This window comes from Proteus sp. PR00224 (assembly GCF_016238105.1).
In the GTDB taxonomy this organism is placed as follows: domain Bacteria; phylum Pseudomonadota; class Gammaproteobacteria; order Enterobacterales; family Enterobacteriaceae; genus Proteus.
This window is the reverse complement of sequence record NZ_JAEHQU010000008.1, coordinates 1-24506: the sequence shown is the minus strand read 5'-3', so window position 1 is coordinate 24506 and position 24506 is coordinate 1. Positions and strand designations below refer to the sequence as shown.

The following is a 24506-nucleotide window of genomic DNA, read 5'->3' as shown; positions in this document are numbered from 1 at the left end:
AAAATAACAGGGGAAAATTAAAAAAAATTTGAAGGCGCTGGATGATAAGAGGTAATACATCTAAAAACAATGATCCTACAAGGTATATTTTTGAATAACGGTCTACACTGATCCAAAGGGGAAATAACCAGAAGATTTAACTTAAAGAAAAGAAGTACTTAGTGATAGATGCTTATATTGAAAAAAACAACACTATAAAATATAACTCTAGTTTTAAAATAGTAATATCAATCATTTGATGTATTAATATCTAGATTTACCTTTATATGCTGTTTTATACATGAAGTTGAAATAAAATAAGTACTATACTTAGTTATATTTTAAACAGAAAGCGAGCTTGATATGAAAAAAATTCTTGTATTATTAATTGGTAGTACGTTGGCCTTTGCATCTCAAGCCAATACAACATCTCATAATGGTGGTTTTGTTTCTCCTCAAGGCACTATTCAATCAAGTGCAGATCAAGGAGGATTTAAAGGTCCTTCAATTAGCGAAACCTCCGTTGCAAAAGCAAAAGATCTTTCTGATGACACTTGGGTTATTTTAACGGGTAAAATTACCAAAAAAATTGGTGATGAGCTGTACGTTTTTGAAGACAGCACAGGCGGTATCAATGTAGATATCGACAATAAAAGATGGCGTGGACAAACAGTTACACCAGATAATACCGTCAGAATTGAAGGTAAAGTTGATAAAGAATGGACAAGCACTGAGATCGACGTAAAACAAATTACTATTATCAAATAATCGCCATCAAATAATTTGTTTTTAAATTAAAAATACACCTATTTATTTCAAAGCCAATACATTGAAAATATTGGCTTTTTTATTTTTATATTCTCTATATTTTATTTTCATCAATAAAATTGGATCCCTTATACAAATTTCTCCGCTTTAACCTCAAGTTAAGTTTAGGTTTATAGTTATTCCAAGTTAAAGCACAAACACTCTTCGCAAGAGGTGATTTAACTTATGAGATACCCTCATAGTCGTTTACATCCTAACTACTCTACGTTTACCCTGTTTTCTCCATTTTAAGCCTGCTATGCAGGCTTTTTTTCTTCTTATATCAAGTCATATTCTCGAAAAACATCAAAAAAGGATAAGCAAAGTATTATTTATATCTTTGTTTTCTATAAATATTTTTTTACAAAACTCTACGCGTTTATACCTTAATTAAATTGACCTTCCAGTAGGGGTAAAGATTATTGTTTCATCTATCAATTTAGTGAAAGGAATAAACAATGAAAAAATTATTACTGCCTTCTATTATTGCAATCTCCGCTTTTACAAGCACGGCTTATGCATCTAATCATAATGTTATTGAGGTTTATAAAACTGACAGTTGTGGATGCTGTACGTTATGGGCTGATGGCGTAAAAGAAGCAGGCTTCAATGTTAAAGTGAATATTGTTTCAGAGACAGAGTTAATGCAGAAATATCAACAAGCCGGTGTACCCAATAATTTATTAAGTTGCCACTTTGCGACTTACCAAGGTAAAGATTTAGTAGGACATATCCCCGTTGATAGTTTAAAAAATATCGACTTAGTAGATAAATCTAAATCAGGTATTGCCGTTGCAGGTATGCCAGCGGGAAGTTTAGGTATGTATGCAGGTGATTACAAAGAGCCTTACCAAGTGATTGCCTTTGATAAATCAGGTAACCAATCCCTGTTTAAGTCTTACAACTAGTTTTGTTCTTACTGTAGTGTTGTTTTAATAGCAATATATCTCTCCTATTGTGTTATTTTCCTCTGCCTGTTATCGATTTGCGGGCAGAGTTTTATTTTCTAGGCATAAAAAAACCAGCCTGCTTTTTACAGCATGACTGGTTCTTTTAGAATAAAGTTAACTTTGACTTTATTTATTCAACTGTAACCGATTTTGCTAAGTTACGAGGTTGGTCTACATCTGTGCCTTTAATTAAGGCAACATGATAAGACAACAACTGTAATGGTACAGTATAGAAAATAGGTGCGATAAGCTCTTCAACATGAGGTAAAGAAATTAACTTCATCGTTTCGTTTTCTTCAAAGCCTGCATCTTGATCCGCAAATACATACAGTAAGCCACCACGCGCACGTACTTCTTCAATATTAGATTTTAATTTCTCTAATAACTCATTGTTTGGCGCAATGATGATAACAGGCATATCCGCATCAATTAATGCTAATGGACCATGCTTTAATTCACCAGCAGCATAAGCTTCAGCATGAATATAAGAGATCTCTTTTAGCTTTAATGCGCCTTCTACCGCAATCGGGTATTGGTCGCCACGACCTAAGAATAAAGCATGGCTTTTTTCTGAAAAGTCTTCAGCTAACGCTTCAATCACTTTATCTTTCGATAGCATGCTTTCAATACGGCTTGGTAATGCATGTAATGCTGTTGAAACGTCTTGCTCTAATGTCGCGACACCTTTAATTCGTCCCATATATGCCACCAGCATTAATAGAACGGTTAACTGTGTGGTAAATGCTTTGGTTGATGCAACACCAATTTCAGCACCCGCTTTAGTCATTAAAACAAATTCAGACTCACGAACCAAAGAAGAGCCTGCAACGTTACAAATAGCTAAAGAAGATAAATAACCTAACTCTTTAGATAACCGCAATGCAGCTAATGTATCTGCTGTTTCACCTGATTGAGATAATGTAATCAGCAAACTGTTACGGCGAGTTGCTGGTTTACGGTAGCGATATTCTGATGCAATTTCGACATCACAAGGAATACCCGCTAAAGACTCAAACCAATAACGTGAAACCATACCTGCGTTATAAGAAGTACCACAAGCTACAATTTGAATATGTTCAACTTTAGATAAGATATCTTCAGCTTTAGATCCTAGTTCACTTAGATCAATCGTTTCTGATTTTAAACGACCTTCAAGCGTGTTTTTAATCGCCAGAGGCTGTTCATAGATCTCTTTTTGCATGTAGTGACGGTAAACACCTTTATCACCCGCATCGTATTGAACATTTGATTCAATCGTATCACGAACAACTTCTTCGCCATTCACATCAAAAATATGAACATGACGACGAGTGACCTCGACAATATCCCCTTCTTCAAGATAGATAAAGCGGCGGGTAACGGGTAATAGAGCCAACTGGTCAGAAGCAAGGAAGTTTTCACCCACGCCAAGACCTACCACCAGCGGGCTACCAGAGCGAGCAGCGACTAATAACTCAGGTGTACGGCTATCCATAATAACGGTACCGTAAGCACCACGTAATTGAGGAATAACACGTTGTACAACTTCACGTAATGTACCACCTTGGCGCTGTTCCCAGTTAACAAGGTGAGCAATCACTTCAGTGTCAGTTTGAGAAGCAAACTGATACCCTTTTTTAATTAATTCTGCTTTCAGTTCTTGGTAGTTTTCGATAATGCCATTATGTACAACTGCAATCGTACCTGATACATGAGGATGTGCATTATCTTCACAAGGTTCACCATGTGTTGCCCAACGAGTATGAGCAATACCTGTACCACCAATCACTTGTGTTTTTTCTGCTTCTTCCGCCAGCATTTGTACTTTGCCAGCTTCACGCAGACGTGTCATTTTACAGTCATTATCCACAACCGCTAAACCCGCAGAGTCATAACCGCGGTATTCTAAACGACGTAAGCCTTCAATTAAGATTTCAGCGATATCGCGTTGTGCAACTGCACCTACTATTCCACACATTGTGTTATTCCTAAAACTGTGCGTTTATTCGCACTTGGATGTCTTATACCTGATTGGTTTGTTCCCCAAGCCATTGTAGAAAGCGGGGATATTTTTTGTTTTTAGAATAATAGCGTACAAGAAAAGGGCGCTAATGAAATATACGCCCTTTTCTTAAAATTATTGTTTTTTCTTCACTGGACGTTTCCATCCACTAATATGAGTTTGCTTAACTCGACTGATCACTAATTCATTTTCATTCACGTTTTTAGTGAGTGTTGTTCCTGCACCAATTGTTGCACCATTAGCAACCGTAACTGGCGCTACTAATTGGGTATCTGAACCAATAAAGACGTCATCACCAATAACTGTTTTGAATTTATTCGCACCATCGTAGTTACAAGTAATAGTACCCGCGCCGATATTAACATTAGCGCCTACTTCAGTGTCGCCTAAGTAAGTCAGATGACCCGCTTTAGAGCCAACACCTAAGCTTGCTTTTTTCATCTCAACAAAGTTACCAACGTGAGCTTTATCCGCTAATTCACTACCCGGACGAAGGCGTGCAAATGGCCCAACAGTACACTCTTGAGCTAAGTTTGCATCCTCGATCACCGTATAGGGGCTGATAATAGAATTATCACCAATCACACAGTTTTTCAGGACACACCCTGTACCGATTTCAACGTTGTTACCTAAAGTGACATTACCTTCAATAATCACGTTAGTGTCAATGACGACGTCTTTACCGTGAGTTAACGTACCACGTAAATCAAAACGAGCAGGATCAAGCAACATGACGCCTTCTAATAATAAGCGTTCAGCCTGTTCTGTTTGGTAAATACGTTCTAATGTAGCCAGTTGTAAACGATTATTCACGCCTTCCATTTCACTATGACGACGAGGATGAGCCGTTTCAATTTTACGACCTTCTTTATACGCTAACGCGATAATGTCAGTAATGTAATACTCTTTTTGTGCATTATTATTATTGAGCTTACCTAACCAACGTTTTAAATCACCACCATTAGCGACCAAAATACCCGTGTTGATTTCAGTAATTTTGAGTTGTTCTTCAGACGCATCTTTTTGTTCGATAATGCCCGTCACTTCGCCATTTTCACGAACAATACGACCATAGCCAGTTGGGTTATCTAAAATAACTGTTAATAAACCAATACCGCCTTCTGGTTTGACTTCAATTAAACGTTCTAACGTTTCTTTAGTGATAAGTGGAACATCACCGTAAAGCATCAGGATATCTTCATCATCAGCAAAGAAAGGCGCAGCTTGTTGCATTGCGTGACCTGTTCCTAGTTGCTCTGCTTGTAGTACCCAATTAACAGGTTGTGAATCTAATTTTTCTTTCATTAGTTCACCACCATGCCCATAGACAAGGTGTGTTTGTTGAGCGCCTAATGACTTGGCAGTATCAATCACATGTTGAACCATGAATTTACCTGCAAGTTTATGAAGAACTTTAGGTAACTGTGAATACATGCGGGTGCCTTTTCCCGCAGCAAGAATAACAACGCTTTTAGCTGAATTAGACATAATTAACCCGATAACTCCCGTAAAGAATGGCAAGTAAACCTGTTTATGCCAAATAATACTACATATTTCGTCACACAAAATATTTCATGACGCAAAAAAGCCAGTTAGCGAAGAACCAACTGGCTTTTTTATTCATAGACTGCCTATTTACATCAACGTCGAGTCAATTCGATTACACGTAGTTTTGCAATCGCTTTGGCTAATTCTGCTGATGCTTGAGCATAATCAACATCACCATGAGAGGATTGAATGTGTTCTTCAGCTTTACGCTTAGATTCCAACGCTTTCGCTTCATCCAAATCACGACCACGGATAGCTGTATCTGCCAGTACAATGACGCCTGTCGGTTGAACTTCGAGAATACCACCAGAAAGGTAGATAACCTCTTCTTCACCCGATGTTTTTACGACACGTACCATGCCCGGTTTTATGGCAGTTAATAACGGGGTATGCTGCGGATAAATACCGAGCTCACCTTCGCTACCAGTTACCTGAATTCGTTTGACTTCGCCGTCATATAACTGCTTTTCAGCGCTGACAACTTTCAGGTAGAACGATGTATCAGCCATATCAACCTCCCGTCAGCCGTATTAAAGCTTCTTAGCTTTTTCTACTGCTTCTTCGATAGTACCAACCATGTAGAAAGCCTGCTCTGGCAGGTGGTCATAATCACCGTTCAGAATACCTTTAAAGCCACGGATAGTGTCTTTCAGGGAAACGAACTTACCTGGTGATCCGGTAAATACTTCAGCAACGAAGAATGGCTGAGACAGGAAGCGCTGGATCTTACGCGCACGCGCAACAACCAGTTTATCTTCTTCTGACAGTTCATCCATACCTAAGATAGCGATGATGTCTTTCAGTTCCTGATAACGTTGCAGGATAGACTGAACACCACGAGCCACATCATAGTGCTCTTGGCCAACTACCAGTGGGTCTAATTGACGACTGGTAGAATCCAGTGGGTCAACCGCAGGGTAGATACCTAATGAAGCAATTTGACGGCTCAATACAACTGTCGCATCTAAGTGAGCAAACGTTGTTGCTGGTGATGGGTCAGTTAAGTCATCCGCAGGTACGTATACAGCTTGTACAGAGGTGATTGAACCTGTTTTGGTTGAAGTGATACGTTCTTGCAGAACACCCATCTCTTCAGCCAATGTTGGTTGGTAACCTACCGCTGATGGCATACGACCTAACAGTGCTGATACTTCAGTACCGGCTAAGGTGTAACGATAGATGTTATCTACGAATAACAGTACGTCACGACCTTCGTCACGGAATTTCTCAGCCATAGTCAGACCAGTCAGTGCAACACGCAGGCGGTTTCCTGGTGGCTCATTCATCTGACCATAAACTAACGATACTTTGTCAAGAACGTTAGAATCTGTCATTTCATGATAGAAGTCGTTACCCTCACGAGTACGTTCACCTACACCAGCAAATACAGAGTAACCTGAGTGCTCGATCGCGATATTACGGATCAATTCCATCATGTTAACTGTTTTACCAACACCCGCACCACCGAACAGACCTACTTTACCACCTTTAGCGAACGGACAGATTAAGTCCATTACTTTGATACCGGTTTCAAGCAGTTCTTGTGAGTTTGATAACTCTTCGTAGGTTGGCGCTTCACGGTGGATAGACCAACGTTCTTCAGTTGCAATATCACCTTTCATATCGATAGGTGTACCCAGAACGTTCATGATACGTCCCAGTGTTGCTTTACCTACTGGTACTTCAATTGGGTGGCCTAAGTTTTCAACTTTTAAGCCACGGCTTAAACCGTCTGATGTACCCATTGCGATACAACGAACGATACCACCGCCTAACTGTTGCTGAACTTCTAGCACCAGTTTTTCTTTACCATTCATAACCTCAAGAGCGTCGTATACTTTAGGGACGCTATCCTGAGGGAACTCGGCGTCCACTACGGCGCCGATTACCTGGACAATCTTTCCAGTAGCCATCTTGAATCCTCTACGTAATTCGTAAACCTAGCTGTTATACCGCGGCTGCACCAGACACAATTTCTGTAAGTTCCTGAGTAATGCTTGCTTGGCGTGCTTTGTTGTACACCAATTGCAGTTCTTTAATCAGGTTACCACCGTTATCTGTAGCGGCTTTCATCGCGACCATTCGGGCGGCCTGCTCACTCGCTAAGTTCTCTACGACGCTCTGGTAAACTTGCGATTCGATATAACGACGCAGTAAAGTATCCAGTAACGCCTTAGGATCAGGTTCGTACAGATAATCCCAAGATTTTTCTTTCAGCTCTTCATCATCACCTGGTGGTAATGGTAAAACCTGAAGAATTTTAGGCTCTTGAGCCATGGTATTGATGAACTTATTTGCCACCACATACAGTTTATCTAAACGACCTTCGTCATAAGCCTGCAACATGATATTGACTGGACCGATAAGGTCTGACAGTTTTGGATCATCACCCATACCAGTTACTTGACCAACAACATTCCCACCTACTGAGCCAAAGAATGAAGCGGCTTTAGAACCGATTAGTGCTAAATCTACCTGCACACCTTTTTCAGACCACTCTTTCATGTCTGCCAGCAGTTTTTTGAACAAGTTAATGTTCAAACCACCACACAAACCACGGTCGGTCGAAACAACCAGGTACCCGACACGTTTAACTTCACGCTCTTCGAGGTATGGATGTTTGTATTCCAGATTCCCTAACGCAAGGTGACCAATCACACTGCGCATGGTTTCTGCATAAGGACGGCTGGCTGCCATGCGTTCCTGCGTTTTACGCATTTTCGACGCGGCGACCATCTCCATCGCTTTAGTGATCTTCTGTGTGTTTTGCACACTGGCGATCTTCGAACGTATCTCTTTTGCGCCGGCCATTTCTGCTTCTCCTCATGAACCAGACGGCCTAATGTTTAACTATTAGGCCGAATAGTTATTACCAGGACTGAGTCGCTTTGAAGTTTTCTAGCACGCCTTTCAGCTTCGCTTCGATTTCTTCGTTATAAGTACCAGTCTGGTTGATTTCTTTCAATAAATCAGCATGTTCACGAGAGGCATAAGCTAATAAAGCCGCTTCAAATGGCACAACTTTTGAAATTTCAACATCTTCCAGATAACCACGTTCTGCTGCAAACAGTGATAAAGACTGTTGTGCGACAGACATTGGTTCGTACTGTTTCTGTTTCAGCAATTCAGTCACTTTCTGACCGTGGTTTAATTGTTTACGGGTAGCATCGTCCAGATCGGAAGCGAACTGTGAGAATGCTGCCAGCTCACGATACTGCGCAAGAGCAGTACGGATACCACCAGAAAGTTTCTTCATGATCTTAGTCTGAGCTGCACCACCAACACGAGATACGGAGATCCCTGGGTTAACAGCTGGACGGATACCTGCGTTAAACAGGTTAGATTCTAAGAAGATCTGACCATCGGTAATAGAGATTACGTTCGTAGGAACGAATGCAGAAACGTCCCCTGCTTGCGTTTCGATAATTGGTAACGCAGTCAGAGAGCCGGTTTTACCTTTAACTTCACCATTAGTGAATGCTTCTACGTACTCAGCATTAACGCGAGCAGCACGCTCAAGTAAACGGGAGTGCAGATAGAAAACGTCACCAGGGTATGCTTCACGTCCAGGTGGACGACGAAGTAACAGTGAAATTTGACGGTATGCGACAGCCTGTTTAGACAGGTCATCATAAATAATCAGGGCATCTTCACCACGGTCACGGAAGTATTCACCCATTGCGCAACCTGAATAAGGAGCTAGGTATTGCAGCGCTGCTGATTCTGATGCAGAAGCAACAACAACAATGGTGTTTTCTAACGCGCCATGTTCTTCTAATTTACGAACAACGTTCGAAATAGTAGAGGCTTTCTGACCGATAGCGACATATATACATTTAATGCCAGAGTCGCGTTGGTTGATGATCGCATCGACAGCCAGAGCAGTTTTACCTGTTTGACGGTCACCGATGATCAATTCACGCTGACCACGACCAATTGGGATCATGGCATCGACGGATTTGTAACCTGTTTGTACAGGCTGATCAACTGATTGACGGTCGATAACACCAGGAGCAATCATCTCAACAGGTGAGAATCCATCATGCTCTACTGCACCTTTACCATCAATCGGCTCACCCAGTGTGTTTACCACACGGCCAAGCAGACCACGCCCAACAGGTACTTCCAGAATACGACCTGTACATTTAACTTTCATGCCTTCTGCTAAGTCAGCATAAGGACCCATCACAACCGCACCAACAGAGTCGCGCTCTAAGTTCAGTGCGATAGCGAAACGGTTACCCGGCAGTGCGATCATCTCACCCTGCATAACTTCGGCTAAACCGTGGATACGAATGATACCGTCACTAACGGATACAATCGTACCTTCATTGTGAGCTTCACTCACTACATTGAACTGAGCAATGCGCTGCTTGATCAGTTCGCTGATTTCAGTGGAATTCAGTTGCATATGCTCCAGTCCCCTTAAGACTGCAAGACGTCTGTTAATCGCTCTAAACGGCCACGAATACTGCCATCGATGACGAGGTCACCGGCGCGTATAATCATGCCTGCGATAACAGACTTATCAATTTTGCAATTCAGCTTCACTTTGCGTGATAGACGTTTTTCCATCGCTGCAGAAATGTTAGCTAGCTGCTGTTTAGTTAGCTCAATGGCAGAAGTTACTTCAACGTCAACCGTTGACTCTAGTACTGCGCGCAATTGAATAAATTGGCTCAATACTTCAGGCAACGTTGATAAACGGCCATTATCAGCCATAACACGAATTAAATTCTGAGCATGACCATCTAATTGTTCGCCACAAAGGTCGACAAAGATGTCAGCCAGTTTTTCTGATGCTAAAGAACCAGAAAGTAATTCGGTTACCTGCTCATTGCGTGCTACTTCAGCGGTGAACGCCAGCATAACCTGCCATTTATCGACAGCCTGGTTTTCCACAGCAAAGTCAAAAGCTGCTTTGGCGTAGGGGCGAGCTACCGTTGCTATTTCAGACATGCCCCTCCCTCCTTACAGTTCAGCGACCAGTTTATCAACGATGTCGCTATTAGCAGCTTCATCCACGGAACGTTCAATAATTTTCTCGGCACCTGCAATAGCCAGCATTGCGACTTGTTTACGAAGTTCTTCACGAGCACGTTTACGCTCTGCATCCAGTTCGGATTGAGCTTGTGCAACGATCTTACTACGTTCTTGCTCTGCTTCTGCTTTAGCATCTTCAATCATTTGAGTGCGTTGTTTATTCGCTGATTCAATGATTGCTTGAGCTTCTGCTTTTGCTTTTGCTAGCTGATCGCCTGCATCGGCTTTCGCTAAATCTAAGTCCTTTTTAGCACGTTCTGCAGATGATAAACCGTCAGCAATTTCTTTTTGACGTTTTTCAATGGCCGCCATAATTGGTGGCCATACAAATTTCATACAGAACAAAACAAACAGGACAAATGCGATGGCCTGGCCGAGGATTGTTGCATTTAAATTCACAGCACAATACCTCTTTCTTGGTTATTAACTAACTTGATGCTTTTACTGCTCATTGCCATCATTAGGCAACAGCAAACATCACGTAAAGGCCCAGACCCACAGCAATCATTGGGATGGCGTCAACCAGACCCATAACGATAAAGAACTGTGTACGCAGAAGAGGGATCAGATCAGGCTGACGAGCAGCACCTTCTAAAAATTTGCCTCCGAGGATTCCGATACCGATTGCAGCACCGATTGCAGCTAAACCCATCATAATAGCGGCAGCCATGTACAGCAGATCCATACTCAGGTTTTCCATGACAGTCTCCAGTTTGTTTCAGTTATTTCTTCAAAGAGTTAATAATTAATGTTCTTCAGATGCCATCGACAGATAGACAATCGTTAGAACCATGAAAATAAATGCTTGTAACGTAATAATCAGTATGTGGAATATCGCCCAAGGAAGGCTTAATAACCACTGTGACCACCACGGTAACAGACCAGCAATAAGAATAAAGATCAGTTCACCTGCATACATGTTACCAAACAGTCGAAGACCGAGGGAAACAGGTTTTGATAGCAGGCTTACCCCTTCTAAGATTAAGTTGACAGGAATAAAAATTGGGTGATTAAAAGGCTGTAAAGTCAGCTCTTTTGTAAACCCTTTTATGCCTTTCATCTTAATGCTATAGAAAAGGATCAGGATAAATACACCAATTGCCATCGATAGAGTAATACTCACGTCCGCAGTCGGAACGATGCGTAACGCAGGTAACCCTAAGATGTGTTCACCGATATAAGGGATGAAGTCGATTGGTAATAAATCCAGGGCATTCATTAACAGCACCCAAACGAACACAGTCAATGCCAAAGGTGCAATGACCTTGCTCTTTCCGTGATACATATCACGGACGCTGCTATCAACGAAACCAATGATCATTTCTACTGCAGTCTGGAATTTTCCCGGTACGCCACTGGTTGCTCTTACTGCTACTTTTCTAAACAGCCATAGGAATAGTGCTCCCATCAGTACTGAAAAGAAAAGTGAGTCAATATTTAACACCCAGAATGATGGCGCATTTTCAGCATGGGGATTGACCAACTCGAAAGTACGCAGGTCCAACTGAAGGTTATTCAGGTGGTGACCTATGTAGTCTCTAGTGGTTAATGCTTCTCCTGATGCAGACATGATGCCAATTACCCTTTTGTTGTTAAAAACGCTAACCGTTAATGACGGCTGGTGCAACGACCTGCATAACAAGCACCGCTAAGTAGGTCATGACCAGTGGTGCAAATGCCGCTTTAAACACTCCTAAAGCAACAATCAGCAAGGCTATTGATAATATAACCTTCAACCCTTCACTGAAAGCAAAAAGCCAGTTTATGCGAACTGGAGCTTCTTCTTCGTTGACTTTTTGTAAGCGCATTAACAAAAGAAAAGCAATATTGGGTAACCAACATGCCAACCCGCCTAAAAAAGCCGAAAAACTCCAGTCTGTACTCTTTAAGTAGAAACCCGCACTGAGAATAACAAAAGTCATAAACTGCAAAAATAACAGTTTCAGTGCAACTTTCCCGCTGTAGAGGGAGACAGACATGACGTTTGTATTCTCCAGACTAGCTATCGTAAAAGGTATTACTGAATGATGTATCAAACTGTCTTTGCTATAAAGTGTCAAGTGACAAAAACGAGCAAATTATACGGGGCGTGGCAATGAATTCAATCAATAAGTAGCGAAAAAGTGAAGATTAATTTAAATTTCTTACCAAGGTTCCATTTATGAAAAATGATTAAGAACAAAAAGAGTAAAAATAATAGAGCTGAATAAAATAAATAGCGTGATATACATCACAAATATAAAAGTATAAATAAAGCTTATTTCATAAAATATATAACAGAGTTAACAAATAACTTCCCTTTTATGAACAATTTAGTGGCAATTGAAAAATAATTAATCGATTTTTAATTAAATAAATTCAATATTTTTATAATGCACAGAATTATTAATTTATTTTGGAAATAAAAAGAGAAAAACGCAGGCAACAAAGGGAATTAAAGCAAAAGATAATATATTGTTAAATTATTGTTCTATTAAAGTGAATTTTAATACTTCGTATAATTCCCCCTAAAGCAAATGGCGATAACATTGTAAATGTTATCGCCAGAGCACAAAAAATGAAAAAAGGATCAGTGAAACACTAAATATTTGATTAAATAATCACCAAATGTCTTTGTTCATTCAATTCAGGTATGGATAAGCTAATCACTTTTTCAGGCATTTTTAATCCATTATCAGCAAGTTCATCCAACTCTTCTTGATGAATTTGTCCTTTCAGTGCATAGAAACGACCGTGTTCTTCAGTCACTAAATGAGAGCACCAAGAGAGCATATCGTTCATAGAGGCAAATGCTCGGCTGATAACACCATCAAAAGGCTTCTCTGTTTGGTACTCTTCAACACGGTATTGAACTGGCTCGATATTATTAAGTCCTAGCTCGTGCTGAACTTGTTTCATAAAGCGAACCCGCTTGCCTAAGCTATCCAATAATACAAAGTGGTGATCGGGACGCATTATCGCTAAAGGGATACCCGGTAAACCAGGCCCTGTACCCACATCAATAAATCTTTCACCTTCAAGATATTGACTAACAACAATACTATCCAAAATATGACGGATAAGCATTTGTTGTGGATCTCTCACTGATGTGAGGTTGTATGCTTTATTCCATTTATCAAGCATAGCAACATAGCCAGTGAGTTTTTCAGCTTGAATATCTGTAAGCTCAATATTGGCTTGCTTAGCCAGCTTTTTTAGCCGATTAAGTAAGTCACTCATGATGCGCTCCTGCGTAATAGGCCTTGTTTTTTCAACCAAACTAATAAAATGGAAATAGCCGCAGGTGTAACACCTGAGATCCGCGATGCTTGTCCGATCGATGTGGGTTTGTGATCGTTAAGTTTCGCAATAACTTCGTTAGATAATCCGCTAACTTGCTTATAGTCCAGATCTATCGGTAGCGCTGCATTTTCATTGCGCAGTTGTTTTTCAATCTCTTCTTGCTGGCGACTAATATAACCTTCGTACTTAACTTGGATCTCAACTTGTTCAGCAGCTTGTGGTTTTGAATCATCAATACCTGGTGCAAAACGAGGGATTTTTTTCAAAATGTCATACGTCATTTCAGGGCGACGTAATAAATCTTCACCATTAGCTTCTTTAGATAGTGGTGTATTAAGTAACTCGTTAATTTCAGAAATATTATCTGCTTTAGGATGAACCCAGATATCTCTTAAACGTTGGCGCTCTTTTTCAACTAACTCAACTTTTTCGCTAAATTGTGCCCAACGGTTATCATCAACCATGCCTAATTCACGTCCAATTTCCGTCAGACGTAAATCTGCATTATCTTCACGTAACATCAAGCGATATTCTGCACGAGAGGTAAACATACGGTACGGTTCTTTTGTGCCTAGTGTGCAAAGATCGTCAACTAATACACCAATGTATGCTTGATCACGACGTGGGAACCAACCTTCTTGATCGAAGGCGTAACGTGCCGCATTAAGCCCAGCAAGCATACCTTGAGCCGCCGCTTCTTCATAACCGGTTGTACCGTTAATTTGCCCAGCAAAGAATAACCCATTGATAAATTTGCTTTCTAGAGTTTGTTTTAGATCTCTAGGATCGAAGAAGTCATATTCAATTGCATAACCAGGTCTAATGATCTTCGCGTTTTCCATACCTTTCATGGAATTTACGATTTGCATTTGAACATCAAAAGGTAAGCTTGTTGAAATACCATTTGGGTAAATTTCGTTACTTGTTAAACCTTCAGGCTCTAAAAAGATCTGATGTGAATTACGATCAGCAAATCTCATCACCTTATCTTCAATAGATGGGCAATAACGAGGACCTATTCCTTCGATGACACCAGCGTACATTGGGCTACGATCGAGGTTATTACGAATAACATCGTGCGTTTTTTCGTTTGTGTATGTGATATGGCAAGGCATTTGTTCAGGATGCTGATCCACATTACCTAAAAACGAGAAAACAGGCATTGGAGTATCACCCAACTGAACGGCTAATTGGCTAAAATCAATAGTTCTAGCATCAATACGAGGTGGTGTGCCTGTTTTTAAACGACCTACACGTAAAGGTAGTTCGCGTAGCCTGTGTGATAACGAAACTGATGGTGGGTCACCTGCACGACCCCCACTGTAATTTTCTAAACCAATATGGATTTTTCCATCAAGGAAAGTACCTACAGTTAGAACAACAGACTTAGCACGGAATTTTAAGCCCATGCGAGTAACAGCACCTGTTACTTGGTCGTTTTCAACAATGAGATCTTCAACTGGTTGTTGGAAGATCATTAAATTAGGTTGATTTTCAAGAGTAGTACGAACAGCTTGGCGATAAAGAACACGGTCAGCTTGTGCTCTTGTTGCTCTTACAGCTGGTCCCTTACTTGCGTTAAGGGTTCTGAATTGGATCCCTGCATGGTCAATAGCGGTTGCCATTAATCCACCCATGGCATCGATCTCTTTTACCAGATGCCCTTTACCAATCCCACCAATAGCTGGGTTACAAGACATTTGGCCCAAAGTATCAATATTGTGGGTCAGTAATAGGGTTTGACGCCCCATACGAGCTGCAGCCATAGCGGCTTCTGTACCGGCGTGACCACCACCGATGACAATGACGTCAAAGTGTTCTGGATAAAACATGTGTGAACCTTAAATGTTACGAATGCTGAATGTGTTGCATTGGGAAAACGAATTCTACTCAACTTTTTGACAGATACAAGCGAGCAGATCCGCAGGTAATTATTTAAAGATCTTTTTATTTAAAGATCTCTTTATTAGATCTTTTATTAAGGAAGCGATCCTCTGTGGATAAGTGGATTTTCTATTTAAAGATCATAAAAGTGTAAAGGATCATATACTGTGAATGATCCGTGATCTATCTGCTGATAAGCTGGGATCAAAATGACGACTTATGCACAGGTCATTTCTTGATATAGCCTTATACAATGGATAACTACGGGTTAACCCCTGCTTTTAAGCAGAGTTATCCACATTCGTTTGCTGTTTTTTTGTGCAATTTAAAGTAAATTTTTCCAAGAAGCTATCCATTCTTCAGCTGGATCTTCCGGAATGTCGTACTTTTGAATATCAATTTCGAGACGATCGCCAAGGCGAGTAGCCCCTTTTTCCACCAATTTTTGATCCAATGTTCTGATCGCACCGCAGAAAGTGTCATATTCACTACTTCCTATGCCGATCGCACCAAAGGTGACATTACTAAGATCAACGGAGTCAGCCGATATTTCATTAGCAAAAGGCTGTAGGTTGTCAGGAAGATCACCTGCACCATGTGTTGATGTGACCACCAGCCAGATCCCTTCATTTGGAAGATCATTAAGAGAAGGCCCATGGTGCAGATCCGTCTCAAACCCTTCATCAGATAAGATCTCTGCAAGGTGTTCTGCGACATATTCAGCACTACCCATGGTACTGCCACTAATAAGAGTGACTTTTTTCATTAATGATCTCCTTATGTTTAAGACGCGCTATTGTACGCTGTGAATCACTTGGGATCTACCTGTGGATAATGTGGTTATAAAAAAAATAAGAATTTACCCTTATGGCTTGATCGTCCTTATTATCGGGTTTTGCAGTGAGATCAGAGTTTCTGTTGATTGAATTTCATCGATTGTCTGAATTTTGTTGATAAGTACGTCTTGTAAGGCTTCTATACTTTTACACATAACCTTCGTAAAAATACTGTATTGCCCTGTTGTATAGTACACTTCTACAACTTCATCTAACTTATCTAATTTATCTAATGCAGTGTGATAGTCTTTTGCACTCTTAAGAATAATGCCAATAAAGCAGCAGACATCAAAACCGAGTTGCTTTTCACTAATATCAACTCGCGTTCCCGTAATAATTCCTGCCTGCTTCATTTTCTCTACTCGAACATGAATTGTGCCAGGGCTTACTTCGAATTTTTTGGCTAATTCAGCGTAAGGTGTTCTCGCATTCGCCATTAATGCGTGAAGTATGTCACGATCGAGATTATCGATCTGATAAATATTGTCCATAAATCCCCTCTGTTTTTAACGATAATACATTTTTATAGCGTTATTTTTAACGATTTAAAACAAGCAAGGCTATTTTTAATGAAGTATATTGAATTTAGTACCTGTTTTGTTGCTTAATCTATATCAGCGAAACACGACATCACCACTAGGAATATAAAAATGGAAAAATCATTCATCCAGACTCAACAGCAAATTAGCTTTGTTAAATCTTATTTTTCACGACTGCTGGAAAAAGAATTAGGACTGATTGAAGTTCAAGGACCGATCTTAAGTCGCCTTGGTGATGGAACTCAAGATAACTTATCTGGTCATGAGAAGGCAGTACAAGTTAAAGTCAAATCTTTACCAGATTCTACTTTTGAGGTTGTCCATTCATTAGCTAAATGGAAACGTAAAACATTAGCTCGTTTTGGATTTAGTTCTGGTCAAGGTCTTTATACTCATATGAAAGCTTTGCGACCAGACGAAGATCGCTTAACTCAGATCCACTCTGTTTATGTTGATCAGTGGGATTGGGAAAAAGTGATGGAAGATAAAGAGCGTACAGTTCCTTATCTTAAGCAGACAGTGGGTAAAATTTATCAGGCAATAAAAGAAACTGAAAAAGCCGTCAGCGAAGAGTTTGGTCTGGTACCGTTCCTGCCAGATCAAATTCAATTTATCCACACTGAAGAGTTACTGCGTCGTTATCCTGACCTTGATGCTAAAGGTCGTGAAAAAGCGATTACAAAAGAATATGGTGCTGTTTTCTTAATTGGTATTGGTGGCAAATTATCAAGTGGCGAAGCTCATGATGTAAGAGCGCCAGACTACGATGACTGGACAACACCAAACGAAGATGGATTTGAAGGTTTAAACGGTGACATTCTTGTTTGGAACCCTGTTCTACAAGATGCGTTTGAATTGTCATCAATGGGTATCCGTGTCGACCCTGAAACATTAATGCGTCAGTTAACATTAACAGACGATACTAAGCGTCTTGAGCTGGATTGGCACAAAGCATTAATGCATGGTGATATGCCACAAACTATCGGTGGCGGTATTGGCCAATCTCGTTTAGTGATGCTACTGCTACAAAAAGAGCACATTGGACAAGTACAATGCGGTGTATGGGAAAAAGATACCCGTTTAGCTTTCGCCGATATGCTGTAATTATTGGCGCCAGCGTCGAAGTAAACGACTTTTTAATCCAGTATCAAAACGCCATATATGGTCAAAGATTTTCATGATACTGGGTTTACCGTAATTGGATAGGGTAACCGCATGGAAGCGATTGTGCTGTTGCTGTTGGATTTTTTTGATTTTGTTGATTAGGTTTTCGGGTAACCTTTGGGCGACAAAGTCAGAAATAACAACAGCATCAGCATCTTTCCATGCTGGGTTATTTAGTTTTTCTGCGACATTATCTAAACAAGCACTTAAGTCCGTACCCCCTCTAAATGACTGATTCAAAAACTTGATAAGATCTTGCAGACCATTAGACGATGACAATTGGTAATGTACTGTTTCTGTTGAAAATAACATCACATGACATGAACGATTATCAGCTAGTGCTATTTTCATCAATGCAAGCCCAAAAGCTTTAGCACACTGTTCGTTAAATCCCCCCATCGAACCGGATGTATCAATACATACAATAAAAGGTCCTCTTGGTCTTTCTTCATCATGATGATGAGTTACTGGACGCAATACAGTACGCTCTTGCCAATTATCTCCTTGTAATCGATAGGTATTGAGCTGTTTTTCCACCAGCTTTCGATAAAACTCATATTCGATTTCATTAATACCTAACAAGGCGAGCTCTGTAGGGAGTAAGCGTAAGATATCATCACTGAGCCCTATACCATTGACTTGCTCTGGTGTTGTATCTGGTGCTTTCTCAACAATAGTGACTGACTCAAAAATCACACTCTCTTCAGGAAGTGATTTCGCTGTTTTGCTACGACCTAGCAAACTTGCGAGTTTATGTAATTCAGGTTGTTGATCGAGAAAGTCGCTATAACGTTGAATAATTTTCTCATCGAAAGGCGTTTTTGTTAAAACACCTTTACTCATATCCCATAAACGCCCTGCTGCACGCTCATTTTCTGAAAATGTATTACTTAAGCTTCCACTTAGTGCCAAACGTTCCTGAAGCTCAGCAAGGAGTTGCTCTTGTTCTTGGTCAAATAGGGCTTTGTGTAATGCAGTGACTTGGAAAATTAAACTTATCCGCCAGTGTTGAATAAACAAAGCTTGTTGAGCGGGTGAAAAAGGCTTATTGGTTTTAATCAGTTGTGATGCTTCGTCAGTAAAAGAGGAGTCTAGCTTGTTTAATTCAGCCAGTATTTTCTCTACTTGCTGATTAAACATCGCATTACCAAATGACTGCGTTTGTTGATAAAGTGCAAACTCATCAGCAATCATTGTCGGGACTAATGTCTCTTTTACTCTTTGCTGTAAGCTTTTTTTCCATTGATGGATATCTTTCAATAAGGCTTTTTTGAGTCTTGGATGCTTTTCAAAAAATACCGCTAATTGAGGAGATGCAAGTACAGCAATAATAACTTCCTCAATAAGCTGTCCTTCATTTATGGCTAAAAGCATATCTAATGTTGAAAGTGTCAGCATAATATCATTACTTTATTTGGCTTTTTAATTGCGACAATTTGTCATTAATCTGAACAAAACTTTGTTCTATGGAAATAAGCCAATCATTATCAATAAATAAATTTGGTTGATGATGATTAAATTTTTCCTGCTCACCATAAATTTCTTGAGTCAGATCTTTTAACTTATCTTTCCACTCTTTGTTATCTTCAATAGGAACAGCGGGTGCTGTCTCTTTTTGTTGATAAAGAGATGTTGTTCGACGACTCACATCCAAAATTTCTAATACGCCATCTTGGCGTATTTGTGCATTAATTGATTGTGGGAAACCAATACCATTTAAACGTGCTAATAACTCATCCCCTTTTGCCAAAAAGTTTTCTAATGCTTTTTGTTCGATAGTAATAAAGTTAACCTGAATACTATGGATATGAAGAGGGATGTGTAAAAACAGGGTGAATTTATCAGCCTGCATTTTATCTGATAGGCTAAAATGTGCGTTTCGTCCAAACATTCCACTTTGTTTTTCAAAACGAAAAGCCTGTTGATCTTGCTTACTTCTTGTCGATTGCATCCACTCAGCCCATAAACTTTCTATTTTTCTAATCAACTCTAGCTGGTGGTAGGCTTGTTCTGTTAAAAGGTTTTGTAATAACTTATCTAATAATGCAAATGATGCTTGGTCATGCCATAGGCAATCTTTTAATAAAATAAGATCTAATGGTGAAATAGCACTACGACCATTAAAAAAGGCACTGGCTTGTAAAAGGCGTACCGCTTTTTTCCAACGTCTATCTGAAACATAAGGTGCAGCATCACTTTTATCTAAAGACTCACGAAGTTGATAAATTAAATCAAATAAATGGTCATCTAAAGTGACCTTTTCTAATTCTGATTGCCAACGTGAAAACTCTTCTGCGGTAATTTGGATATGTTCTGGAATATGAAAAGAGCCTACTTCTTTATTAATAAGTAATGCGCGAAAGTTTTTCTTATCCTGAACTTTTGTTAACCAAATACGAATAAGCATTCGGTCATATAGCGCTTCAAGACTACTGTCTGAATCAGGTAACTCATTAGAGGCGGATACTAACAAACGCATTGGAATAGCAACTTCAGCTTCTCCATTTCTAAATTTACGCTCATTAATCGCGGTTAATAACGTATTAAGAATAGCGGGTCCTGCTTTCCATATTTCATCAAGAAAGACAACTTCAGCATCAGGTAAATATCCTTCAACCAAACGCTGATATTTACCTTCATCTTTTAAGGCTTGAATAGATAAAGGACCAAAAATTTCTTCGGGTGTTGAAAAACGCGTCATTAGGTATTCAAATGCTTTAGCCTCTTTAAAAGCTTCTTTCATTCTTCTGGCTATTAAGCTCTTGGCAATACCTGGAGGGCCAAGTAAGAAAACACTCTCACCACTCAGTGCTGCAAGTAGACAAAGACGGATAGCTGACTGTCGCTCATAAAGCCCAGTTTCAAGATATTGGCTAAGTTGTGAAATCCGCTCTGCAAGTTGCATAAACACTCCTAATAATGGGTACTTATTTTCGTCATCATCCTGAAAATATCAGAAAAGGATTGCTGACATATAGTCAAACATTCTATTAGCACACAAATTGTTTATAACAAAAATCGATTCAGCTTCCTACTGCTTATTTTTGGTTCTTTTTTGTTTTACTAGCGAAACGTTTCGATGGTGATCACGTTTTTTCATTAATGTTGCTGAGATGATCGGTTTAAAATATTGAATGTCATTTATGCAATACATCTAGAATTTATTACTGAGAGTAAGGAAAAATCATGGAAGCGAAGAAACTTGTGATTTTAGGTAGTGTTAATGCAGATCATATTCTTAATGTTGCCCATTTTCCGCTTCCTGGTGAAACAATTTCAGGTAACCAATTTCAAATGGTATTTGGCGGTAAAGGTGCTAATCAGGCGGTTGCTGCTGGGCGTTGTGGTGCTGATATTTCGTTTCTTGCTTGTTTAGGGAATGACGATATTGGTAAAAAGGCTAAAGCTCAATTAATAACAGATAATATTGATACCAATAGTATTGAGTTAATTGATGATGTCGCAACGGGTGTTGCGCTGATTTTCGTTAATCAACAAGGTGAAAATGTTATTGGTATTCATGCTGGTGCTAATGGGCGATTAGATACAAATTATGTTCAGCGCCATGGAAATATTATAAAAGAAGCTGATGCTCTGTTAATGCAATTAGAATCACCACTTGATTCTGTATTGAAAGCGGCTGAAATCGCTAAACAAGAAAATGTGCAAGTAATACTAAACCCCGCACCTGCTCAAGCATTACCTGATGAGCTGTTATCACTTGTCGATATTATTACTCCAAACGAAACAGAGACTGAATATCTGACTGGAATTAAAGTGATAGATGATGAAAGTGCTCAGCAAGCAGCGGATGTTCTGCATCATAAAGGTATTAAAACGGTTCTTATTACATTAGGAAGCCGCGGAGTTTGGGTAAGTGAGAAAAATAGTAAAGGTTGTATTGTCCCTGCATTTAAAGTGAAAGCTGTTGATACTATCGCAGCAGGCGATACATTTAATGGCGCGCTAATTACTGCTTTATTAGAAGGGCAATCTATGATGCCTGCGATTAAATTTGCTCATGCGGCAGCTGCCATTGCTGTTACTCGAGCAGGCGCTCAACCATCAGTACCATGGCGTCATGAGGTAGATACTTTTTTAGCTTCATCTTTATAATGTATTTTTCTATCTTATATAAAGAAAAAGAGAGCCTAGGCTCTCTTTTTTAGTTTGAATAACGTTATCAGGTTTTTTTCTTTTTATTAGTTAGATTATCGCCATCATGTTTATCAAGGAGTAAAAATACAAAGGAAGAAAGTAATGTAATGATACCAACAGTAATAAAAGTATAATGAAAGTTATCAACCGTAGTGCCCACATTCTCTGTATCAAAATATCCTAAAATAGATGCACTCACTGCAATACCAAAACTAATTGCCAATTGTTGGGTGACAGCCAAAACACTATTTCCTGAGCTAGCATTGTTGTCTGTTAAATCGGCCAATGAAATTGTATTCATTGATGTAAATTGTATGGACATGACCACACCTAATAAAAAGAGTGGAATGACAAGATAGTAAATAGACATATCAGGGGATTGAAGTGAAAACTGAGCGATCATCAAACCAATGATAATAGTGATAGTAAAGAGTGTTCGGCGATAGCTAAATTTCACTAAGATCTTTGTGACAAATGATTTTGCTAAAATAGAACCTAATGCCATAGGCGCCATCATCATCCCAGAAATAATAGCAGGATAACCAAACCCAACCTGTAACATAAGTGGCATTAAGAAAGGAATACAGCCAGTTCCCAATCTTGTTGCAATATTTCCCGCAATACCGACAGAGAAAGTTCGTGTTTTAAATATATTGAGAGGGATAAGTGGTTGCTGGTGGCGTCTTGCATGATTGACGTATAACCCCAGTAAAGAAAATCCACCTAAAATAATGGCAATAGGAATATATCGAGAGATATTTTTATCACCAAAAAGATCAAGGCTGACAGAAAGCATAACTAAGCCAAAACCAAAGAAAATAAAGCCAAGTAAATCAAATTTACGTTTTGGCATAGTGAAGTTAGGCATATGTTTTATGGCATAGAAAATACCTAATAGGCCAATAGGAATATTTATAATAAATATCCAATGCCAAGAGGCATAAGTAACCAATACCCCACCTAAAAGAGGCCCTGCTATGGGGCCGACTAATCCCGGCATTGTGACAAAATTGAGAATGGGGAGTAATTCGCTGCGCGGATAAGCTCTTAGTAAAGCAAGACGTGCAACCGGCATCATCATTGCGCCACCTATACCTTGTATAATCCGTGAAATAACAAGAAAAGTAAGGTTAGGAGAAAGTGCACATAATAAAGAGCCACCTGAAAATAAAGAAACCGCAATAATAAAAATTTTACGCGTTCCAAATCTATCAGCTAGCCATCCACTGACGGGGATTAATAATGCAACAGTTAAGGTATAGCTGATAACAGCCGATTGCATGGCGAGAGGAGAATGATTAAGGCTTTTTGCTATGTCTGGTAATGCCGTATTAAGAATGGTTGCATCGAGAGCCTGCATAAAAAAAGCCATTGCAGCAATCCAAGGCAACCCAGACATATTTTTGGCGGATTTCAACATGAAGCATATACCGTCTTTGTTCTATATTTTGATTATCGCTTCATTATAAACAGAAAACCTACAAAATTTGTATTAAAACTATTCAATCACTCGTTAATAAGATTAAACAGAGATCTCGCGCTTTATTTCCATCCTTATCAATAATTGCCTGAACAATTTGATTATGTGTTTCCGGCTGAACGGTTTCATTACCCACAATAAGATCGAAATACTTTTTATAAGCAGAAAGAAATAATGAGCCGAATGAGGCAAAGAATGGATTGCCACTTGCTTGATAAATGAGATAGTGAAATTGAGTGTCGATATCTAGCCAATGTTGTCTATCGAAATTCTCATCAAGCAACTGCATTTCTCTACCAAATAAAGCAAGAGACTGTTTTTGGCTTTCGGTTGCATTAAATGCAGCTAAATAACATGCCTGAGGTTCTATTGCTAAACGAACGTGATGGAAATAATGGCTGACCTTATTAAATTCACCGCTGTCTATCCACCAATTAAGAAGATCATTATCTAATAGATTCCAATTTTGCATTGGAGTAACACGAGTACCTATTCTTGGCCGAGGTAAAAGCATACCTTTTGCAGCGAGCATTTTGATTGCTTCACGGATAACTGTTCTGCTGACGGAGAGTATTTCTGCTAGTTCTATTTCTCCAGGTAGTAAAGATTCAGGTTCATAATGTCCCGAAAGGATTTGTTTACCTAGTTTTTCAGCAACTATATAAGAAAGATTTTTTTGAGAAGCTGAACGTTGCTCGTTAAATTGCATAATAAAGATTACCTATACCATAATTTATCTTCTATCTTACGTGAGTCAGCTGGATAAAGCTGTTCGGATTTTACTCTATCAGCATAAAAATAGAGCGTTTTTCTTTGTTTTGTTGAAAAAAAAAG

General features: G+C 39.5%; 23 protein-coding genes. 4 read left to right on the top strand and 19 right to left on the bottom strand.

From position 1 onward, the window contains the following. Window positions 1–342: 342 nt before the first annotated feature. Together JEP71_RS13645 and JEP71_RS13640 are read left to right on the top strand one after the other, a co-directional pair. Window positions 343–747, top strand: a complete 405-nt coding sequence (locus JEP71_RS13645) for a YgiW/YdeI family stress tolerance OB fold protein (protein WP_109373328.1) — start codon at window positions 343–345, stop codon at window positions 745–747. 497 nt (window positions 748–1244) lie between these two features. Beyond that, a complete protein-coding gene (locus JEP71_RS13640) occupies window positions 1245–1694 on the top strand; it encodes a DUF411 domain-containing protein (RefSeq protein WP_198626385.1) in 450 nt (149 codons plus the stop codon). Window positions 1695–1866: 172 nt separating this feature from the next. On the opposite strand, the gene glmS is transcribed toward JEP71_RS13640, so the two are convergent. From glmS to asnC, 15 genes are all read right to left on the bottom strand, one after another. Then, window positions 1867–3693, bottom strand: a complete 1827-nt coding sequence (glmS, locus tag JEP71_RS13635; RefSeq protein ID WP_198620269.1) for a glutamine--fructose-6-phosphate transaminase (isomerizing) — start codon at window positions 3691–3693, stop codon at window positions 1867–1869. Between the two features lie 159 nt (window positions 3694–3852). Continuing rightward, window positions 3853–5226, bottom strand: a complete 1374-nt coding sequence (gene glmU / locus JEP71_RS13630; protein ID WP_198626384.1) for a bifunctional UDP-N-acetylglucosamine diphosphorylase/glucosamine-1-phosphate N-acetyltransferase GlmU — start codon at window positions 5224–5226, stop codon at window positions 3853–3855. Window positions 5227–5378: 152 nt separating this feature from the next. After that, the gene (locus tag JEP71_RS13625; RefSeq protein ID WP_109373324.1) at window positions 5379–5795 is read right to left on the bottom strand and encodes a F0F1 ATP synthase subunit epsilon; all 417 of its coding nucleotides are present in this window, start codon (window positions 5793–5795) and stop codon (window positions 5379–5381) included. Between the two features lie 21 nt (window positions 5796–5816). After that, complete coding sequence (atpD, locus tag JEP71_RS13620) at window positions 5817–7199, bottom strand: F0F1 ATP synthase subunit beta (protein WP_023583323.1); 1383 nt, start codon at window positions 7197–7199, stop codon at window positions 5817–5819. 34 nt (window positions 7200–7233) lie between these two features. Beyond that, window positions 7234–8097 (bottom strand): F0F1 ATP synthase subunit gamma, encoded by an 864-nt coding sequence (gene atpG, locus JEP71_RS13615; RefSeq protein ID WP_006534342.1) that lies wholly within the window; start codon window positions 8095–8097, stop codon window positions 7234–7236. A 58-nt stretch (window positions 8098–8155) separates the two neighbouring features. Further along, on the bottom strand, window positions 8156–9697 hold the full coding sequence (gene atpA / locus JEP71_RS13610; protein WP_006534343.1) for a F0F1 ATP synthase subunit alpha: 1542 nt from the start codon (window positions 9695–9697) through the stop codon (window positions 8156–8158). A 14-nt stretch (window positions 9698–9711) separates the two neighbouring features. Further along, window positions 9712–10245: a F0F1 ATP synthase subunit delta gene (gene atpH / locus JEP71_RS13605; RefSeq protein WP_006534344.1), complete on the bottom strand. Its 534-nt coding sequence runs from the start codon at window positions 10243–10245 to the stop codon at window positions 9712–9714. Window positions 10246–10257: 12 nt separating this feature from the next. Next, window positions 10258–10728, bottom strand: coding sequence for a F0F1 ATP synthase subunit B (gene atpF, locus JEP71_RS13600; RefSeq protein WP_109373323.1), 471 nt, complete (start codon window positions 10726–10728; stop codon window positions 10258–10260). Window positions 10729–10789: 61 nt separating this feature from the next. Further along, window positions 10790–11029, bottom strand: coding sequence for a F0F1 ATP synthase subunit C (gene atpE / locus JEP71_RS13595; protein ID WP_004246596.1), 240 nt, complete (start codon window positions 11027–11029; stop codon window positions 10790–10792). A gap of 45 nt (window positions 11030–11074) precedes the next feature. Continuing rightward, entirely contained in the window at window positions 11075–11899 is an 825-nt protein-coding gene (gene atpB / locus JEP71_RS13590) for a F0F1 ATP synthase subunit A (protein WP_072071088.1), read from the bottom strand. A 31-nt stretch (window positions 11900–11930) separates the two neighbouring features. Then, entirely contained in the window at window positions 11931–12308 is a 378-nt protein-coding gene (gene atpI, locus JEP71_RS13585; protein ID WP_109373322.1) for a F0F1 ATP synthase subunit I, read from the bottom strand. A gap of 613 nt (window positions 12309–12921) precedes the next feature. Then, a complete protein-coding gene (rsmG, locus tag JEP71_RS13580; RefSeq protein ID WP_109850225.1) occupies window positions 12922–13548 on the bottom strand; it encodes a 16S rRNA (guanine(527)-N(7))-methyltransferase RsmG in 627 nt (208 codons plus the stop codon). Next, window positions 13545–15443 (bottom strand): tRNA uridine-5-carboxymethylaminomethyl(34) synthesis enzyme MnmG, encoded by a 1899-nt coding sequence (gene mnmG / locus JEP71_RS13575; protein ID WP_196533604.1) that lies wholly within the window; start codon window positions 15441–15443, stop codon window positions 13545–13547. Before mnmG ends, rsmG begins: the two co-directional genes overlap by 4 nt. A 377-nt stretch (window positions 15444–15820) precedes the next feature. Next, window positions 15821–16261, bottom strand: coding sequence for an FMN-binding protein MioC (gene mioC / locus JEP71_RS13570; protein WP_109398565.1), 441 nt, complete (start codon window positions 16259–16261; stop codon window positions 15821–15823). Window positions 16262–16360: 99 nt separating this feature from the next. Beyond that, a complete protein-coding gene (gene asnC, locus JEP71_RS13565; protein ID WP_023583317.1) occupies window positions 16361–16822 on the bottom strand; it encodes a transcriptional regulator AsnC in 462 nt (153 codons plus the stop codon). A 159-nt stretch (window positions 16823–16981) separates the two neighbouring features. Here asnC and asnA point away from each other — a divergent pair, with 159 nt between their 5' ends. Beyond that, window positions 16982–17974, top strand: a complete 993-nt coding sequence (gene asnA / locus JEP71_RS13560; RefSeq protein WP_198620266.1) for an aspartate--ammonia ligase — start codon at window positions 16982–16984, stop codon at window positions 17972–17974. Here asnA and viaA read toward each other — a convergent pair whose 3' ends face one another. Both viaA and ravA read right to left on the bottom strand, forming a co-directional pair. Continuing rightward, window positions 17975–19432, bottom strand: a complete 1458-nt coding sequence (gene viaA / locus JEP71_RS13555) for an ATPase RavA stimulator ViaA (RefSeq protein WP_198626383.1) — start codon at window positions 19430–19432, stop codon at window positions 17975–17977. It lies immediately after the preceding gene. Between the two features lie 7 nt (window positions 19433–19439). Further along, window positions 19440–20939, bottom strand: coding sequence for an ATPase RavA (ravA, locus tag JEP71_RS13550; RefSeq protein ID WP_198626382.1), 1500 nt, complete (start codon window positions 20937–20939; stop codon window positions 19440–19442). 281 nt (window positions 20940–21220) lie between these two features. On the opposite strand from ravA, the gene rbsK reads away from it, so the two are divergent. Then, window positions 21221–22150, top strand: coding sequence for a ribokinase (gene rbsK, locus JEP71_RS13545; protein ID WP_196533598.1), 930 nt, complete (start codon window positions 21221–21223; stop codon window positions 22148–22150). 67 nt (window positions 22151–22217) lie between these two features. On the opposite strand, the gene mdtD is transcribed toward rbsK, so the two are convergent. Beyond that, window positions 22218–23612, bottom strand: a complete 1395-nt coding sequence (mdtD, locus tag JEP71_RS13540; protein ID WP_198620263.1) for a multidrug transporter subunit MdtD — start codon at window positions 23610–23612, stop codon at window positions 22218–22220. Between the two features lie 82 nt (window positions 23613–23694). After that, window positions 23695–24381: a FadR/GntR family transcriptional regulator gene (locus JEP71_RS13535; protein WP_160230827.1), complete on the bottom strand. Its 687-nt coding sequence runs from the start codon at window positions 24379–24381 to the stop codon at window positions 23695–23697. Between the last annotated feature and the right edge of the window lie 125 nt (window positions 24382–24506).

What these genes read in the sequence shown, in the direction of transcription:
- atpD (WP_023583323.1), bottom strand. Translation starts at nt 7,199, where the DNA reads ATGGCTACTGGAAAGATTGTCCAGGTAATCGGCGCCGTAGTGGACGCC.
- ravA (WP_198626382.1), bottom strand. Translation starts at nt 20,939, where the DNA reads ATGCAACTTGCAGAGCGGATTTCACAACTTAGCCAATATCTTGAAACT.
- atpH (WP_006534344.1), bottom strand. Translation starts at nt 10,245, where the DNA reads ATGTCTGAAATAGCAACGGTAGCTCGCCCCTACGCCAAAGCAGCTTTT.
- JEP71_RS13625 (WP_109373324.1), bottom strand. Translation starts at nt 5,795, where the DNA reads ATGGCTGATACATCGTTCTACCTGAAAGTTGTCAGCGCTGAAAAGCAG.
- glmS (WP_198620269.1), bottom strand. Translation starts at nt 3,693, where the DNA reads ATGTGTGGAATAGTAGGTGCAGTTGCACAACGCGATATCGCTGAAATC.
- atpI (WP_109373322.1), bottom strand. Translation starts at nt 12,308, where the DNA reads ATGTCTGTCTCCCTCTACAGCGGGAAAGTTGCACTGAAACTGTTATTT.
- glmU (WP_198626384.1), bottom strand. Translation starts at nt 5,226, where the DNA reads ATGTCTAATTCAGCTAAAAGCGTTGTTATTCTTGCTGCGGGAAAAGGC.
- atpB (WP_072071088.1), bottom strand. Translation starts at nt 11,899, where the DNA reads ATGTCTGCATCAGGAGAAGCATTAACCACTAGAGACTACATAGGTCAC.
- asnC (WP_023583317.1), bottom strand. Translation starts at nt 16,822, where the DNA reads ATGGACAATATTTATCAGATCGATAATCTCGATCGTGACATACTTCAC.
- rsmG (WP_109850225.1), bottom strand. Translation starts at nt 13,548, where the DNA reads ATGAGTGACTTACTTAATCGGCTAAAAAAGCTGGCTAAGCAAGCCAAT.
- mnmG (WP_196533604.1), bottom strand. Translation starts at nt 15,443, where the DNA reads ATGTTTTATCCAGAACACTTTGACGTCATTGTCATCGGTGGTGGTCAC.
- JEP71_RS13640 (WP_198626385.1), top strand. Translation starts at nt 1,245, where the DNA reads ATGAAAAAATTATTACTGCCTTCTATTATTGCAATCTCCGCTTTTACA.
- viaA (WP_198626383.1), bottom strand. Translation starts at nt 19,432, where the DNA reads ATGCTGACACTTTCAACATTAGATATGCTTTTAGCCATAAATGAAGGA.
- atpE (WP_004246596.1), bottom strand. Translation starts at nt 11,029, where the DNA reads ATGGAAAACCTGAGTATGGATCTGCTGTACATGGCTGCCGCTATTATG.
- JEP71_RS13645 (WP_109373328.1), top strand. Translation starts at nt 343, where the DNA reads ATGAAAAAAATTCTTGTATTATTAATTGGTAGTACGTTGGCCTTTGCA.
- mdtD (WP_198620263.1), bottom strand. Translation starts at nt 23,612, where the DNA reads ATGTTGAAATCCGCCAAAAATATGTCTGGGTTGCCTTGGATTGCTGCA.
- asnA (WP_198620266.1), top strand. Translation starts at nt 16,982, where the DNA reads ATGGAAAAATCATTCATCCAGACTCAACAGCAAATTAGCTTTGTTAAA.
- atpG (WP_006534342.1), bottom strand. Translation starts at nt 8,097, where the DNA reads ATGGCCGGCGCAAAAGAGATACGTTCGAAGATCGCCAGTGTGCAAAAC.
- atpA (WP_006534343.1), bottom strand. Translation starts at nt 9,697, where the DNA reads ATGCAACTGAATTCCACTGAAATCAGCGAACTGATCAAGCAGCGCATT.
- JEP71_RS13535 (WP_160230827.1), bottom strand. Translation starts at nt 24,381, where the DNA reads ATGCAATTTAACGAGCAACGTTCAGCTTCTCAAAAAAATCTTTCTTAT.
- rbsK (WP_196533598.1), top strand. Translation starts at nt 21,221, where the DNA reads ATGGAAGCGAAGAAACTTGTGATTTTAGGTAGTGTTAATGCAGATCAT.
- mioC (WP_109398565.1), bottom strand. Translation starts at nt 16,261, where the DNA reads ATGAAAAAAGTCACTCTTATTAGTGGCAGTACCATGGGTAGTGCTGAA.